14 protein-coding genes are annotated in these 16,441 nt (G+C 44.0%); 4 read left to right on the top strand and 10 right to left on the bottom strand.

The features are described 5' to 3' along the window. The first annotated feature begins 216 nt into the window (after positions 1-216). Entirely contained in the window at positions 217-1,428 is a 1,212-nt protein-coding gene (hpnI, locus tag AC5JL8_RS01295) for a bacteriohopanetetrol glucosamine biosynthesis glycosyltransferase HpnI (RefSeq protein WP_495877966.1), read from the top strand. Positions 1,429-1,574: 146 nt separating this feature from the next. Here hpnI and AC5JL8_RS01300 read toward each other — a convergent pair whose 3' ends face one another. From AC5JL8_RS01300 to AC5JL8_RS01315, 4 genes are all read right to left on the bottom strand, one after another. Then, positions 1,575-2,690, bottom strand: a complete 1,116-nt coding sequence (locus AC5JL8_RS01300) for a radical SAM protein (RefSeq protein ID WP_495877967.1) — start codon at positions 2,688-2,690, stop codon at positions 1,575-1,577. A 246-nt stretch (positions 2,691-2,936) separates the two neighbouring features. Beyond that, complete coding sequence (gene hpnH, locus AC5JL8_RS01305) at positions 2,937-3,953, bottom strand: adenosyl-hopene transferase HpnH (RefSeq protein WP_495877968.1); 1,017 nt, start codon at positions 3,951-3,953, stop codon at positions 2,937-2,939. Between the two features lie 98 nt (positions 3,954-4,051). Next, positions 4,052-5,035, bottom strand: a complete 984-nt coding sequence (hpnA, locus tag AC5JL8_RS01310) for a hopanoid-associated sugar epimerase (protein WP_495877969.1) — start codon at positions 5,033-5,035, stop codon at positions 4,052-4,054. Next, positions 5,035-7,737, bottom strand: a complete 2,703-nt coding sequence (locus tag AC5JL8_RS01315; protein ID WP_495877970.1) for an efflux RND transporter permease subunit — start codon at positions 7,735-7,737, stop codon at positions 5,035-5,037. The genes hpnA and AC5JL8_RS01315 overlap by 1 nt, the downstream gene beginning before the upstream one ends. Before the next feature lie 126 nt (positions 7,738-7,863). Here AC5JL8_RS01315 and AC5JL8_RS01320 point away from each other — a divergent pair, with 126 nt between their 5' ends. After that, positions 7,864-8,553: a phosphorylase family protein gene (locus AC5JL8_RS01320; protein WP_495877971.1), complete on the top strand. Its 690-nt coding sequence runs from the start codon at positions 7,864-7,866 to the stop codon at positions 8,551-8,553. 229 nt (positions 8,554-8,782) lie between these two features. After that, positions 8,783-8,974, top strand: a complete 192-nt coding sequence (locus AC5JL8_RS01325) for a hypothetical protein (protein ID WP_495877972.1) — start codon at positions 8,783-8,785, stop codon at positions 8,972-8,974. Positions 8,975-9,097: 123 nt separating this feature from the next. Here the strand turns inward: AC5JL8_RS01325 and AC5JL8_RS01330 are convergent, their stop codons facing one another. The 5 genes from AC5JL8_RS01330 to AC5JL8_RS01350 form a co-directional block, all read right to left on the bottom strand. Further along, a complete protein-coding gene (locus AC5JL8_RS01330; protein WP_495877987.1) occupies positions 9,098-9,805 on the bottom strand; it encodes a class I SAM-dependent methyltransferase in 708 nt (235 codons plus the stop codon). A gap of 48 nt (positions 9,806-9,853) precedes the next feature. Further along, positions 9,854-10,546 (bottom strand): choice-of-anchor Y domain-containing protein, encoded by a 693-nt coding sequence (locus AC5JL8_RS01335; RefSeq protein WP_495877973.1) that lies wholly within the window; start codon positions 10,544-10,546, stop codon positions 9,854-9,856. Between the two features lie 180 nt (positions 10,547-10,726). After that, positions 10,727-12,298 carry a metallophosphoesterase family protein gene (locus AC5JL8_RS01340; protein ID WP_495877974.1) on the bottom strand — a complete coding sequence of 524 codons (1,572 nt, stop codon included), beginning with the start codon at positions 12,296-12,298 and terminating at the stop codon, positions 10,727-10,729. A gap of 120 nt (positions 12,299-12,418) precedes the next feature. Continuing rightward, positions 12,419-12,835 carry a hypothetical protein gene (locus tag AC5JL8_RS01345; protein WP_495877975.1) on the bottom strand — a complete coding sequence of 139 codons (417 nt, stop codon included), beginning with the start codon at positions 12,833-12,835 and terminating at the stop codon, positions 12,419-12,421. Between the two features lie 3 nt (positions 12,836-12,838). After that, complete coding sequence (locus tag AC5JL8_RS01350; protein ID WP_495877976.1) at positions 12,839-14,659, bottom strand: ABC transporter ATP-binding protein; 1,821 nt, start codon at positions 14,657-14,659, stop codon at positions 12,839-12,841. Between the two features lie 216 nt (positions 14,660-14,875). Between AC5JL8_RS01350 and cbiE the strand changes: the two genes are divergently transcribed. Beyond that, positions 14,876-16,084, top strand: a complete 1,209-nt coding sequence (cbiE, locus tag AC5JL8_RS01355; protein ID WP_495877988.1) for a precorrin-6y C5,15-methyltransferase (decarboxylating) subunit CbiE — start codon at positions 14,876-14,878, stop codon at positions 16,082-16,084. Between the two features lie 49 nt (positions 16,085-16,133). Here the strand turns inward: cbiE and AC5JL8_RS01360 are convergent. Continuing rightward, on the bottom strand, positions 16,134-16,441 hold a 308-nt coding region (locus AC5JL8_RS01360; protein WP_495877977.1), incomplete at its 5' end, for a hypothetical protein.

Here is a 16,441-nt window from a genome sequence, read left to right on the forward strand (position 1 = left end):
CTTCTTCCAGGAGTAAAATTGACTCATAAAATTATATAAGCAAAATTTATCATTCTTTTATACCAAAATCTGTTTTTGTTTCCTCATCCGAGTGTGGTAAATCCTATTTTTAATCTCTGCTTTTATATACCTTTAAGACTAAACAAACAGAGGATGGCAAACTCAGTGTACTAGAGTTAAAAATGTAGCATATGAAACCGTGGAGATAATATTCAAGTGGGGTTTACTTCTTTCTTCAGTCTTGATCTCGCACTCATTAAGTTATTTTTAATAATTCTTTGTTTATCAGCCATCTTTTTCTACTGCTACGGCATATATGCAGCGATCGCTTTTTGTAGTCACCCCCATGCTATCAATCGGGAGTTTCATCCACCTGTTACCATCCTCAAGCCAATTTGTGGAGTTGATTGGGAGGCTGACAAAAACCTCGCCTCGTTTTGCCAACAGAATTATCCAGAATATCAAATTATATTTGCTGTGCGCGATCGCAATGATCCAGGTATAAAAGTTGTCGAAAAAATTATTCAGCAGTTCCCAGATGTAGATATTAATTTGGTAGTGAGCGATCGCATCATTGGGGCAAACCTGAAAGTCAGTAATCTCGCAAATGCTGTCACTGCTGCCAAACATGAAATTCTCCTCATCGCCGATAGTGACATTCGAGTTGGCACAGATTATTTGCAACGAGTTATCCAGCCTTTCCAAGATGAGCAGGTTGGTGTTGTGACTTGTTTGTATCGTTCTTTAGCTCAAGGATGGGTAACTATCTTAGAGGCAATTGGCACTGCTTGTGATTTTCATGCCAATGTTTTAGTCAGCAATCAACTCGAAGGTATAAAATTCGCCTTTGGTTCAACCATTGTCATCCGCAAACAGGCGCTAGAAGCAATTGGTGGATTTGGGGCGATCGCTGATTATCTTGCAGATGACTTTCAACTTGGCTATTTACCAGCCGAGGCTGGTTATAAGGTTGTACTGTCCGATTATGTAGTTGACCATGTATTAGCTACCAGCACCGTAGCTGATACTATCGCGCGACAGATTCGTTGGGCGCGTTGTATTTGCGTTTCTCGCCCTTGGGGTTATTTAGGACTGCTGTTTACTTACGGTACAGTTAACAGCTTGCTTTTGTTGTTAACTACGGAAGGGTCAATATTCAGTTGGAATGTGCTAGTTATAACTTTGCTATTACGGTTAGTAATGGGTTGGGTAGTTGGAGTTGGAATACTCAATGATCCATCTGCCAAAAAGTTTTTATGGATGATCCCTATACGCGACTTGATCCACTTTGTCATTTGGTGCTGCGGCTTTATGGGCACAACAATAGAGTGGCGGGGACAACACCTGAAATTGATTAAAGGAGGTAAATTAGTAGCGATCGCTAATAATTCTCCAAAGACACTTTCAACTCCTTGGGAGGGAATTTAGAATTTAGACTTTTTTTGTAGTTTATATCAAGTTCAGGTAATTAGTTATAATTATCGCATCTGTGCAAAAACGTAAAAACCCTTTCTCTCCCTGCTCCCCTGCTGTCTTAATGATAAGTCTTTAACCGAACACGATATTACACGATATTAAAGGCGACGCAACCAAGTTGCTTGTTCCCAAACCGCTTTGAGAGAAACCAGGTTCTTACGGTTAAACCAATGTTGCCAAGCTTGCTTTAAGTCTCCTTTGGCTGCTGCTTTTACCCCATCACTGACAGCGACACCGATATGCTGCATTACACTTGAGTCGCGGTAGCAGTCAATCATACACGCAGTACAGCCATCACGAACTCGCTGAGAACCATCAAATTCAGTGATATGACACATGGGTTTATCCCAGTTGTGGCAACGGTAGAGGTTAAGATGCCAATCTAAGTAAAACAACTTCCAGCCGCCAAGACAACCGAATTGCTCTGGTTCACCGCGTAAATGGCGCTGCATATCTTCAATTGAGGCGGTAGGATTAACAACCTGAAAATTGCCTTTGAGCGCTTTGACAATCTCGAAACGCTCTTGCAACTCCTCGGCAGTGTAATCGACTAAGTTTGACTTTGCGTAACCAAGATAAGAAGATGCCAGAGTAGTTAGTGGATAAGAGAAAGTTACACTATCAAACCCTAGCGATTCCAGGAATGGCGGTAACTTGTGGTAATCATCCACCAATCGGCTCATAGTGACTGAAGCCGTAGTACTGATTTGCCGACGTTGGCAATGAACATTGGCTTCACGGATGCGATCGCACACTCCCTTAAGACCTCGGTTTTGTTCGTGCTTTTCCACTTCAGTCGCATCAACAGAAATAATTATGCTCGTTAGCCCAGCATCAGCCAACTCGTCAATTCGCTTTGGAGTCAGCAGAGAGCCATTAGTTACAAGCATGGGAGCCATACCAATACTGGACGCATGAGCAATCATCTCATTCAAGTAGGGATGAGCCATTGGCTCACCACCCACATAAATTAAGAAATACACTCCATTACGATAGAGAATCTCCGCTGCCTGTTTTGCTTGCTCCAGTGTGACGGAATGCCGCTCATTCATCGGCATCCGATCCACGGCAAAGCTACAAAAATCGCAACGGGCATTGCACACGCTGGTAATAGCAAATTGACAAGTAGAAGGGCCGCCATCCAGCACTCCCTCTAAGGCAAGTTCCCACAATGAGCGCCGTTTTACTCCTACAACCGAGCTATTCTGTGACATGGCTTTTTCCTCGTAATAGTTGCGAACTGAACAGGCCTGAGGCAGGGCGAGCGAGTTAATACCAATGTAAAAGGGATTGGGGATTAGGGATTGGGGATTGGGTTTCTACTCGTAAAAATTTACAAATTACGAATTAGGGCGTTGCTGTTATCTCACGCAGAGCCGCAGAGACGCAGATAGAATAAGGAGTTTGAGATTTCAATACATAAAATTTCCTCCCTTGATTCAGCAATGCCCGAATTAATATTACCTGCCAAACACAGTGCCAAGCGAACGCGCTATATTTTGCGGTTGCATTGCATCCATCGCGGCTGTTGGTTCGTAACCACAGTGAACCATGCAATCGGCACACTTAGGATTACCACTAGCACGACCGTATTGGCTCCAATCAGTGTCTTCGAGCAGTTCCTTAAATGTGGTGTAATACCCTTCACTCAGTAAATAGCAGGGTTTTTGCCAACCGAAAACGCTATAACTTGGGCTACCCCAAGGCGTACATTCGTAGTCCTTCTCCCCTGTCAGAAAATCTAAAAACAATGGGTTGTGATTAAAGTTCCAATTTCTCTCACCAGCTTTGTGAGGAGCTAAAATTTCACGGAACAGTGCCCGTGTTTGTTCACGCTGGAGAAAATGATCCTGATCTGGCGCTAACTCGTAACTGTAGCCAGGAGAAATCATCATGCCATCAGTCTTCAGAGTTTCTAGAAAGTCAAAGAACTCCTGCATTTCTTTGGGATCAGTACCCTCAAAGATGGTGGTGTTAGTGGTAACACGAAAACCTTTGGCTTTAGCGGCGCGAATAGCTTTAACAGCAATATCAAAAACGCCTTTGCGATCAACACACTTGTCGTGTAACTCTCGCATTCCATCAAGATGCACGCTGAAAGTTAGGTAAGGCGAAGGTTGAAACTTATCCAGGCTCTTTTCTAACAACAAACCATTAGTACATAAATAAACATACTTCTTGCGTTCAACTAATCCTCGCACAATCTGATCAATCTGGGGATGTAGCAGTGGTTCTCCCCCAGGAATTGAAACAACTGGTGCGCCGCACTCTTCCACAGCAGCAAAGCACTGTTCTGGGGTAAGATTTTGCTTGAGAATTTCCGGTGGATGCTGGATTTTACCACAACCATTACAAGCTAGGTTACAGCGAAAAAGTGGTTCCAACATCAATACCAAAGGAAAGCGTTTACGTCCTAAAAAACGCTGAGTAACTAGATATTTCCCGATATCTATAGCTTGTTGTAAATTAATCGCCATTGACTTTTCACTCCTCTGTTACTTTGAAAAACACCACGATAAAAGATGAAGACTGAAGGATAAATTGTTTCATCCTTCATTCCTTACACCTTCATTTTTTATTTGACATATCCCTGAGCAACAAACCAATCGACAGCATCCTCGAATGCCGTCTTCAGGGAAGACTGAGGCAGACCCAACTCTCGTACTGCTTTTGATGCATTGTAATACATAGGTTGTTGAGCCATCCGAACGCCATCTATAGGGACTGAGGGCGATTTGCCTAACGGTGCGAGAATCTTTTCATCAACCCAAGCAACGCTGAGGGGTAACCAAGCAGGCACAGCTTTTTGGGGTGCTTGCAAACTCGTAATTTGGGCGAGTTGTTCCAAAACTTGCTTCAAGGAAAGATTTTGGTGTCCTAAGATGTAGCGATCGCCTGATTTGCCTCGCTGCAATGCTAGTAAATGTCCCTTAGCTACATCCCGCACATCAATAAAATTCAGCCCAGTATCCAAGTAAAAGGGCATTTGCCGCCGTAAAAACCTCAAGATAATATCACCCGTTGGGGTAGGCTTGATATCCAAAGGGCCAATAGGGCTACTAGGATTGACCACAACTACTTCCTGGCCTGTGCTAGCTGCTTGCATGGCTACTTGTTCTGCCAGGTACTTAGACTTTTTGTAGTGACCTACCAATTTTTCTAAGGGACTTTGATAAGTTTCATCTACGACTTTACCAGGTGACCCTACCCCAATTGCTGCCACAGAACTGGTATAGACAGTGCGCTCAATTCCAGCTTTTTGCGCTGCTGCAAGCACATTACGCGTACCTTCGACATTATGAAGATAGAGTAGTTCTTGGTCTTTTTGCCAAAGCGAATAGTGAGCTGCGACATGAAACAGGTATTGGCAACCAAGCATCTGTTGCCAAAGTTCCGGGTCATTCAGGTTACTTTTAACAATTTCCACATCCAGCCCTTGGAGGTTTCCCAAGTTACTGCTAGGGCGCACCAGTGCTTTCACTGCACATCCCTCTTGCAGTAACAACCGCACTACATGGGAACCAACAAAACCTGTACCACCAGTAACAAAGGCCCGCATCAATGACTCCTCCTCTGTTTGAACCGAGGAAACCAATCATCCAAAATGGCGTAGACCACCGGCACAACAATCAAACTGAGGATAGTTGAAGTTACCAATCCACCAGCGATAGCTACAGCCATAGGCGATCGCAACTCCGAACCTGCTCCCAAACCTAAAGCGATCGGTAACATCCCTAAAATAGTAGAAGCGGTTGTCATGATAATTGGTCTCAGGCGGACTAATCCAGTCTTAAGAATCGCCTCGGTACGGTCTAAGCCAGAGTTGCGTAGCTGGTTGATGTAATCTACCAGCAAAATGGCATTTTTATTTGCCAACCCCAGCAAAAAGACAAAACCGATGAGGGAGATCATGCCAAAGTCACTTTTGGTAATTAGTAGTGCCAGTATGCCTCCTACCAATGCCAAAGGCAAAGAAACGCCAATTACTACCGGGTCTACCCAGCCTTTAAACAGCAAAATTAGTACTATTACAATACATAATGCCGATAGAGCTAGAGTAGTGCCAAAACTACCAAAAACTTCACCTAACCGAGCCGAGTCTCCTCCCAAGTCCAAAGAAACATTAGAGGGTAATACTGCCTTGGCTTCGGCTACCACTTTGTCTGTAGCATCGCCTAAAGATAAATCCTTACCGAGGTTAGCACTAATATAGGCAACTCGCTGATTGTTCAGACGCTCAATCTGAAACACTTTACCCTGTTGGTTCGCGCCACCTGTAACCGTCACATCAGCGAATCCTGGTAGTTTTTCAATTCTCTGTTTAATTGCCTTAGTAGCTTTGCTGAGGGATTGAAGGTCATTACCTCGTAATGATACTTGGAGAGGTTTTTGTCCACCAGTATCGACAAATTGAATATCTTCGACACTAGTAGTTACTCCAGGCAGATTGGGCAAAGTAGAGCGAAACTGGTCTTGTAGTTCCGCAGTTGTGATTTCGCGGTTTTCTTTCAGCTTCACATAAAGCGTACCTTTGTTCGGCTCACCCTCACGAGAACCAACAGTGGTAAATACCGTTTCGACTGCTGGTGATTTTATGACTACTTCTTCGAGTTTCTTGGCAACTTCCAAAGAATCGTTCAAAGGGTTGGGGATGGCGGCGGGTAAGGGAGAAATTCCTGCCTGTGCTGCCTGCGCTGCCTGCGCTGCTTGTGCTGCTTGCCTCTGCAAAGTAGCCTGATCAGGGATATTCGGCAAAGGAGCCGTATAAGTAATATTGAATTCGCCGCGATCTAATTTGGGAATAAATCCTTTGGGAATCAGCGGAATCAGGGCTATACCTGCAACAAAACTAAATACAGCTAATCCGATGACTATTTTACGGTGGCTCAAAGACCACCGCAGCAAGTCTCTGTAAGATTGGGCAAAACTAACCCAAATTTTTGCTTCCCGGCGAGGGGAACGCGAGGATGTAGGTTTTAGCCAGTAGATAGCCAGCACTGGGGATAAAGTTCGCGCCACTAGCATAGATGCAAGCATTGCCGCCGAGACAGTAATGCCGAAGGGCTTGAAAAACTGACCGATTACCCCACCCATTAAACCTATGGGCAGAAACACCGCTACGGCTGTCAAGGTGGCAGCAGTGACTGTCAACCCAATCTCATTAGTAGCTAAAAGCGCTGCTTGTTGAGGACTTTCGCCGTCTTCGACGTGCCGCATAATGTTTTCGACATCAACGATCGCATCGTCTACAATACTGCCGATCACCAAAGCTAAAGCCAGCAACGTAATTGTCTCAAGGTTAAAACCAAAAATCGCCATGACAATAAACGTTGCCAATAGCGAGACAGGAATCGCCAGTGCTGAAATCACAGTAGCTCGCAGGTTCCACAAAAAAGGGTAAATGACTACTACCGATAAGACTATGGCTTCAATCAGAGCATCAATTGTGGAATGAGTTGCATTACGGATATATTCTGCCTGAGTTGCGGCTAAAGTCAGTTTGACATCTTTGAGGTTAGACCGCAGGCGTTGTACTTCTTCTTCAACGCGACTGACTACTTCTAATGTGTTAGCGTCACCGCGTTTAATTACCTGAAACGCTAAAGCATCTTTGCCGTTGAAACGTACTAATGTTGCCCCTCCTTCGGGTAGAGCAGCTGCACTGGTTGGTAGCTGCAAAGGAGATGTGCTAGGAGCGCCCAACAGAGAGACTTTGAGTACTCCCGGCAATTTAGCGATCGCAGGTACGATCTGGTCTTTCGCCAACTTAGTCAAATCTGTCAGATTCCGTGAGGAACTCTCTATGGCATAGCTAACGGCGGCTGACTCGTTTAAATTCAAGGGAATAATTTTAGAAGTTGCTCCTTGAGGAAGACTTAACTGCTTAAGGGCAGTTTCAACTTCTTTGGTCGATGTTTCTAGATTTGTACCAACAACAAAAGACAGGCTAACGGCAGTTTGACCCGGATAAGTCGATGAGCGGATATTCTCAAGTCCTGTTAAAGATTTCAGGCGTTGCTCTATTGGTTGGGTGAGCTTTGCTTCTGTATCCAGAGCCGTTGTCAGAGGAGCAGTAGCATTTACTACCACCACTGGAAAAGTCACATCTGGAAACAAAGCATACTTGAGGGAACTGAGAGCTAAAAGCCCAGCTACCGTCACGGCAATCCAAAAACTTACCGTCAGCCACGAAAACTGAATCGCCAATCTTGAAATATTGAAGCGTTCTCGTGCAGATTTTGAGCTATTAGGCTTGTCCATCTTGGAAAATCATCGTGCGGGTGACACAATTATTAGTCATGCTACAGTAAACACCTCAAGTTTGCGAGTTCTGGCGATCGCTAATCGACAGTCTTGCTCAATTTAACCGCACTAAAATCAGAGCTAGTGTCTAATTTCCCCCCAATCCAAGCGATTTTTGTACCCCAAGGAGCAGAGTACAAGGCTGTGTGTCGTGGCTTGAGTCGTGTCACTGACTCAAAGCCAACTGTGATACCTATACCCATTGGCGTAAAATCTCTAACCACATATCTCCCAAAATTCCAACAGGATAGCTGGTTATTTAATTCTCCACAGCCAAGAGTGCTGCTGATGGGTATTTGTGGAAGTTTAAACCCTAATTATCAAGTGGGGGAAATAGTCTTGTATCAGGAATGTGTTTATCAGACAAGGCTGTTACCTTGCGATCGCACCTTCACATCACAGTTACACTCACATCTAGACTCAACACTCAATTTAGTTAAAGCATTAACAAGCGATCGCGTAATTTGTTCTGCTGCCGAAAAACGACATTTGGGCGAGACTGTGGGGGCTGATGTTGTGGATATGGAGGGATTTGCCGCTTTAGAGTTTTTCAATTCGGTGGGGGCGTCAGTAGCAATGTTGCGTGTGGTAAGCGATGACTGTCATTACGATATACCTGATCTAACATCAGCAATTAGCCCCGATGGTTCATTGAAACCTTTACCCCTAGCAATGAACTTACTTCGTCAACCCTTTGCCGCTACCCGACTGATTCGGGGTTCCTTACGAGGATTGAAAGTGTTAGAGGAAGTTACAAGATTACTATTTTGCTAGTTGTAGGTTTGAAAATAAGGCAGAAGGTAGAGGCAGGAGTAATGAAAAAGGAGGAAGGAAGAAAAGTAATTAATAAATAAAATCTAAATAGTTCAAATTTGTTTTTTTCTGGCTTGAAACTTATCTCAATACAGCATTTCCTTAATTCGTAGCGAATAGACCAAAACAAACTTTGCGCTCCTTTGCGCTCAACTCTGCGCCCCTTTGCGTTTCAATTTAGTTTATTAATATGCAAGACTCAGTATTTGTTATATTTATTGCCTTCGGATGCATCTGGATATTAATGGGAGTTGGTGGTTGGATAGCAGTTCTCAAGTCAGAAGGTGAAGAAATTCGATTTGGTAAATGGGGGCTTATTGTTGCTATCCCGATTATTATTCCAATTGTTGTTGCTCTCATTATTGGAGCATTGCATCACTAATACAAATTTGTAACTCGTAATTCGTAATTCGTAATTAATATCAATTTGAAAAAAGAATCAGACAGATAGGTAGAGAAAATTGTTGTACCCTAAACTTTTGAATTTATTAACTTTAGTTTATTTTTAATCTTCAGCTTGTTTCTCAAACACCATTAAATGCTGCTGTGGTAATAAGTTTTTGGTTTCACGCCAAACCAAACCTACAGCTTGCATTTCTTGACGGACTTGCTTTTGAGTCATTTTGTGTAGGCGTTTAATCATAATAAAAGGATTCTCACCCCGATACTCAACTAAAACTACCTTACCCCCTGGTTTTAGTGCTTTCACCAGTTCTTGCATCACTTCTCGCGGATGATCAAACTCATGGTAAGCATCGACCATTAAGGCTAAATCGACACTTGCAGGTGTTAGGTTAGGGTTGGTAAGGGTGGCTAAAACAGGCTCTACGTTAGTAATGTTGTTTTCTTTTTTAAGAAACTCGATAATATCGAGCATTTCTAGCTGAACATCTACAGCTAAAACTTTTCCTTGTGTTAATAAAGGCGCGATGCGAAAACTCATATAGCCTGTACCTGCGCCAATATCTGCTACTACATCACTGGGTTTGAGGTTGAGAACGCTGATTATTTTACTTGGCTGTTCTTCAGTTTCGCGGCTAGGCCTTTCTAGCCAGCCAGCACCTGTATGTCCCATAACTTTGGCAATTTCTCTGCCCATGTAATATTTTCCAATACCATCTGGGCTGTGAATAGTGTGCTGTTCATAAATTGTCGAGGTATTTGGTGCTGCGATCGCTATGTCAGTTCCATTTATCAGCAAACCCAGAAACACTACCAGGATAATTAATACTAAACCTGAAAAACTATACTGCCGCTTCACTTAGTTAGCCTCAACACTAACTATCGTGACTTTTGCCTTAGCTGATGTTGTATTGTCGCCCATAAAAATTAAATTAGGTGTAGTGTAGGGATTTTTATATCCAAAAGGTGGTGCAAAACCTGTATATTGTCGGAGTTTACCTTTAAGAATCGGCCTTGCACTTCCATTGGCAAACAGTTGATAATTGCCATCTTTGACAGATAAGTTATATATTTGTCCAGAAGCTTTCGTGTTATAAAACACATTTTCGCCACGAGTAAAGCCAACATTCTGCACCCAAATATTATTTTCCCAAAAACCCAATTCTATACCGTGGGGATGCGGTTCATTAACCAACTTATTACTAGTCACTATAACGCTGAAGCCAGCGCGATTCATTGCAGTGTGGCTTTCAGAATGAATTTGTACTCTAAAAGTGACGTTATAGCCTTTGGTACGCTCCAAAATTACGGGAGATTGCCGAAAATAACCTGCATAATTGCTGTTAGTTCCAGTGGTGTCGAGGATAGTACCTTCATTTGTGGCAATTGCCGAAGGAATAGGAAGTACAGAACTGCGGAAATACAACCATCCTTGTTCAGCAGGTGTTTGGTTAGAAAATGATAAGCCTCTGTACAGTAGAACAGCATTAGCAGGGTTTACTGCCATCAGCAATGCAAAGCCAGCAGTTAGAGTAGCTAGAGATGTTTTCATTATTCTTGATCATAAAGGTTGTCCTGTTTAACGAACCGCAAAGGGCACAAAGGACACAAAGGTTTTAGAAAATCTTGCTTCGCGCTCTTTGCGACCTTTGCGGTTAGTAAAAAAATTAAATACTTTACTAACGTTACAGAAGTATCAAAATTAAGCGATCGCCTATGATAATTTTGCCACTTAAATCACAAACGGTTTCAGCTGACGGGTGTACCACTGTTGCTCAAAGCGCTCTGCTACAAAAGGTTTGACGGAAAATTTAGGTGGGGAACCATCTTGAACATCAATCCGCACGCCGGAGTAAGGTAGCCGCTTTTGCGAACCGTGACCAGTGCGACCTACATACAAAAAGGAATCTGCTACTTTGCGAGTTGAACTACCGGAAATGTCAGTAAAGGTCTCCAGTAATTCTGTTCCCTCCGATCGCTGACGACGAGGACGACGACCACTGCCACCAGAGATAATGTAATTTAAATGCGAGTCGGCATAACCTGTGTCAACGGTGCGGAGATATTCTAGACAGTGGGCATGACCGCTGAGAATCAAATCAACTACTGAACGATCCTTAATTTGGGAACCGAGAGTTTCCGCTACTTGGTTAAACACCTCACGCAGACGGTGGCGAATTGCTAAAGTTTGTGCTTGATTCCACTTTGTTGCTTCAGTAACGTAGGGGGGATGGTGGAGATAAATCACTCGTCCGCGAACTTCAGAGGTATTCCAAGATTCGATTAACCTAGTGCGTAACCAATTTAATTGTTCAAAGTCAATGGTTGGTGCTGTGTGAGATGCTAGTTGTTTTTCAATGTCGATTTTCACCTCATTAATTTGGTCTAATTTGGCACTTAGTTCATCAAGTTGTTCAGCTTCGGCGGGGTTATCTGGATTAAGCCGATCGCTCATTGTTAAAATCTGCACTTCCTCTTGATCTATCTGCTGGCGGCGCTTTTGCAATTCCCGGCGGCTGTTTTCCCCCGCTTGGGTATCTGGTAAAGGTGATGGCGCATTAAAAGTATTGGAATCTAAGGCGAAAAAGTCTATTCCACCATAGCGAAAAGTGTAATAGCGGTTGGGTACACGGGTAAAATTTCCTGGTTCGTAACGCAAACATCGCCCTGTATCAGTTTTAGCAGTGTAGTGAGTGTCTAAATGCTCTTTTAATTCTTCGGGAGAAGCGATCGCTGCTAGATAATCTAAGAATGCTCTTGCATAAGCATCGCCTTGATTTGAACCATGCCAGCCAATCTCAAAATCTTTGTAGCGCAACATCCGGCGTAACCGCAACGTGCTACCTGTTAGCAAGCGGTACATCAAAGGAACATCGTAATAATCATGGTTGCCCAGCACTGGCAGAAAAGGTAAATTAAACACCATGCGATCGTAGGCAATATTTTGAGGATTTTCGCCACCTACAAGAAATTCCCGGTAAGGTTCGATAAAATTTGCCGGGTAATACTCACGGGAACCCACCACATAAATTACATCTCCCGTGTGCAATACAAAATTGCACTCATCTTTATGAGGAAGCATGAGTTCAGCAACTTGCCTTTGCGGGTGATATCCGTAATGAGACTTTGTACCACTGTCACCGATGACGAGAAAAGAGAATTCTGAGCTATCATCCTTGCCATCGTCTATGACCATACTCGTTTGGTCAATCCCCCGTTGCACAATATTGGGATGCAGCCACCGCACCCTTTCCCGCATCTTTTGAATTTTCACAGGAATTGATGGTTCGGATATCAATTTCATCAGTGATTACTCCTTAATTAAGTCAACAGTTAAGGATGAGAAGGCAGATGATACGGGGCATGGGGCAGAAGGCAGCAGGTAGGGGGCAGGGAGCAGGGAGCAGGGGGCAGGAGGGAAACCCTATAAATCAAGTTTAGGCGGCTGAATCCTTTTATTTCTGAAACAAGCTCGAAGTTTCATGGTCAAAGGTGCAGCGTTCTCACTTAAAGGTGCAACTTTCCGCATCAAAGGTGCAACGTTCAAGCTTAAAGGTGGAACTTCCATGCTCAAAGGTGGAACTTTCCACATCAAAGGTGCAACGTTCAAGCTTAAAGGTGGAAGTTTCATGCTCAAAGCTTCAACGTTCTCACTCAAAGCTTCAACGTTCTGCCTCAAAGGTGGAACTTCCATGCTCAAAGCTTCAACGTTCTGCCTCAAAGGTGGAACCTCCAAGCTCAAAGCCCCAACATTCTCACTCCAAAGTGAAACTTCCATGTTCAAAGCCTCAAAAGCCATTACCTTAACTTCACCCCCCAGTCCCCAATGCCCAATGCCCATCTCCTACTGATAACCCGCCGCTTGCAATAAGAACAGCTTGGCATAACGTCCTCCAGCTTCCAACAACTCCTCATGAGTTCCCTGTTCTACAACTTGCCCAGCTTCAATAACTAGGATTTTGTCAGCCATTCTGACTGTTGAGAAGCGGTGGGAAATCAAGAATACCATCTGCTTTTGGGTAAGAGCGCGAAAATGATTGAAAATATCAAACTCAGCTTGGGCGTCCATTGCTGATGTTGGTTCATCTAATACCAAGATATCCGCCTGAGTTCGCATAAAGGCACGGGAAAGGGCGATTTTTTGCCACTGTCCCCCAGAAAGTTCTTGCCCTCCCTTAAACCAACGGCCAAGCTGAGTCTGAAAATTGTCTGGCAATTGGTGAATAAAGGGTTCCGCCATGCCTTTTTGGGCAGCGCTTTGCCAACGGGTTGTGTCATCTAAATATTCCACATCACCCACGCCAATATTTTCTCCCACAGTGAACTGGTAGCGGACAAAGTTTTGAAAAATTACGCCAATGCGACGCCGCAGTGCTTCTATATTCCAATCCTGTAAATCCAAACCATCAAGCAAAATTCTTCCAGAGTCTGGGGTGTACAGTCGGGTGAGTAATTTAATTAAAGTCGTTTTACCAGAACCATTTTCACCAACGATTGCTAGTTTTTCTCCGGGTTTTAAATGTAGGGAAATGTTTGTTAATGCAGGGGTTGAGCTTCCTGGATAAGTAAAAGAGACATTTTCAAAACGAATGCCATCTTGGGGATTTATACCTTTGGTAGCTGTACCCCAAGGTTGTGGCGTTACTTCTTCGAGAAACTCGTAAAGATTCGATAAATATAAGTTGTCCTCATACATTCCGCCAATAGAAGTGAGGGCATTAGAGAAAGTAGACTGTCCTTGACGGAATACGGTGAGATACATTGTCATATCTCCCAAAGAAATTCTACCCAGCACTGTTTCTACTACAATCCAAGCGTATGCTAAGTAAAAAGCTGTGGTACTAACTAAACTCAGGAGATATCCCCACAATCCCCGCCGCAAAGTTAAGTCACGGTCTTCGCCGTAGAGTTGATTAAAAATGTTGCGATAACGTCCCAGCAGCATTTCCCCCAATTGGTAGAGTTTGACTTCGGTTACAAAGTCTTCTCTAGCCAAGAGATTTTCTAAGTAATGCTGTTGACGAGTTTCTGGCGCACGCCAACTAAATAAGCGAAAGGCTTGACCAGCAAACTTTGTTTCGGCTATGAATGCGGGCATTGCTGCTAAAATCAGCACCATCACTGCCCAAACAGAGAAATTTATTAATAGAACGCCATAAGTAATCAGTGAAAGTGCATTTTGTACCAATCCAAAGGTGCGATTTACTAAAGAAAGCGGACGAACTGATGCTTCTCGCCGCGCATTTAGGAGTTTGTCATAAAATTCTGAGTCTTCAAAATGCTTGAGATCGAGTGTCAGCGCCTTTTCTAAGATAAGTACATTCACTCGCTGACCAAGTAGCACCCGCAACAACGATTGGCAAACGGTTAGTCCTCTTTGACTACCTGCGAGTAAGATAACAGCGATCGCTTCTAATCCTACATACAGCAAAGGACGATAAATATTACTATCTGTACCAGCTTGCGCGGACAAAACCACCGCATCCACAATTAACTTACCGATGTAAGCGATCGCTGCTGGCAAAAGACCCGCCACTAAAGTTAAAGTAGCAAGGATAATCGTCAAAGCACGGCTAGTCGTCCATACTAAACTAATAGCCCGTCCGCTATATCGGAACACCGCCAGTGATTGACGCAGAGCATTTCGTTTCTTTTTAGTCTTCATTATTCTTTTTATAGCGCGAGGTCGCCTCTGATTGCTTGGCTGGGGAGCAGGGAGCAGGGAGCAGAGGAGATTGGTATAAGTTCTGTGGATACGCTATACGTTAATATTTCTCCCAGTCCCCAATGCCCCATTCCCAATGCCCCATTCCCCAGTCCCCAGTCCCCAATCCCCAATCCCCAATCCCCAATCCCCAATCCCCAATACCCAATGCCACTTATGACACACAAATGGCTTTCTATCGTCGGTATTGGTGAAGACGGATTAGAGGGGTTAAGTGCGATCGCCCGTTCCCTAGTGAATCAAGCGAAAGTTATAGTAGGAGGCGATCGCCATTTAGCCATGCTCCCTACAAATGGCTCATGGCAGAAAATAACTTGGAAATCTCCGATCAATGCCTCAGTAGAAGAAATAATTCGTCGTCGGGGTGAGTCAATTTGTGTATTGGCTAGTGGCGATCCCATGTGTTACGGCATCGGTGTCACCCTAACACGGCAAATTCCCATCTCAGAAATGACGATTATCCCTGCACCGTCATCTTTTAGTCTTGCTTGTGCCAGACTCGGCTGGTCTTTAACTGAGGTAGAAACCATTAGCTTGTGCGGTCGTCCACCTTCTTTGCTTCAGTCTTACATCTATCTGGGAGCGCGACTACTGATTTTGAGTGAAGCTAAAAATACACCTAGTATTGTTGCTCAAATTTTGAATGAACGCGGCTTTGGTAATAGCGAGATTACTGTATTAGAACGCATGGGTGGCATTCATGAACGCATTATAGAAGGTGTGGCTGCATCTTGGAATGAAACTGACCTTGCCGATCTCAATGCGATCGCAGTTCATTGTATTGCTGATACTGGAGTTGTTGCTTTACCCAGGCTACCAGGTTTGCCAGATAATGCTTATCACCATGATGGACAGCTAACCAAACGTGAAGTGAGGGCAATTACTTTAGCTACTCTAGCTCCCACACCTGGAGAACTACTGTGGGATGTCGGCGCTGGTTGTGGTTCCATTTCTATAGAATGGATGCGAACTCATCCGCGATGCCGAGCGATCGCCATCGAACAAAACTCATCCAGACTGCACTATATTGCTGATAATGCAGCCGCTTTAGGTACACCAAATCTGCAAATCATTGCAGGAAAAGCAGCAAATGCTCTCAAAGACTTGCCTGTACCTGATGCTATCTTCATTGGTGGCGGGATAACAGCAGAAAATTTATTTGATATTTGTTGGTCAGCACTACGACCGGGGGGACGTTTAGTAGCAAATGTCGTCACCATTGAAGGAGAGCAAACCTTATTTCAGTGGTATGAAAAAGTCGGTGGCAATTTCACCCGTATTGCCATTCAACGCGCCGAACCTATTGGTAAATTTTTGGGCTGGCGCGCAATGGCTCCTGTAACACAGTGGGTAGTAATGAAGTAGGGCATGGGACAGGGGGCAGGGAGCAGGGAGCAGGGAGCAGGGGGGAGAGTTAGAACTGCAACATCTCTGTGAAAGCTTTATGAATGAGTATCAAAGACTCGTTCATCTCCCTCAAAGACTGATTCACGAGTATCAAAGACTCGTTCATCTCCCTCAAAGACTGATTAATGAGTATCAAAGACTCGTTCATCTCCCTCAAAGACTGATTAACGAGTATTAAAGACTCGTTCATCTCCCTCAAAGACTGATTAACGAGTATCAAAGACTCGTTCATCTCCCTCAAAGACTGATTAACGAGTATCAAAGACTCGTTCATCTCCCTCAAAGACTGATTAACGAGTATCAAAGACTCGTTCA

The organism is Mojavia sp., assembly GCF_059505145.1.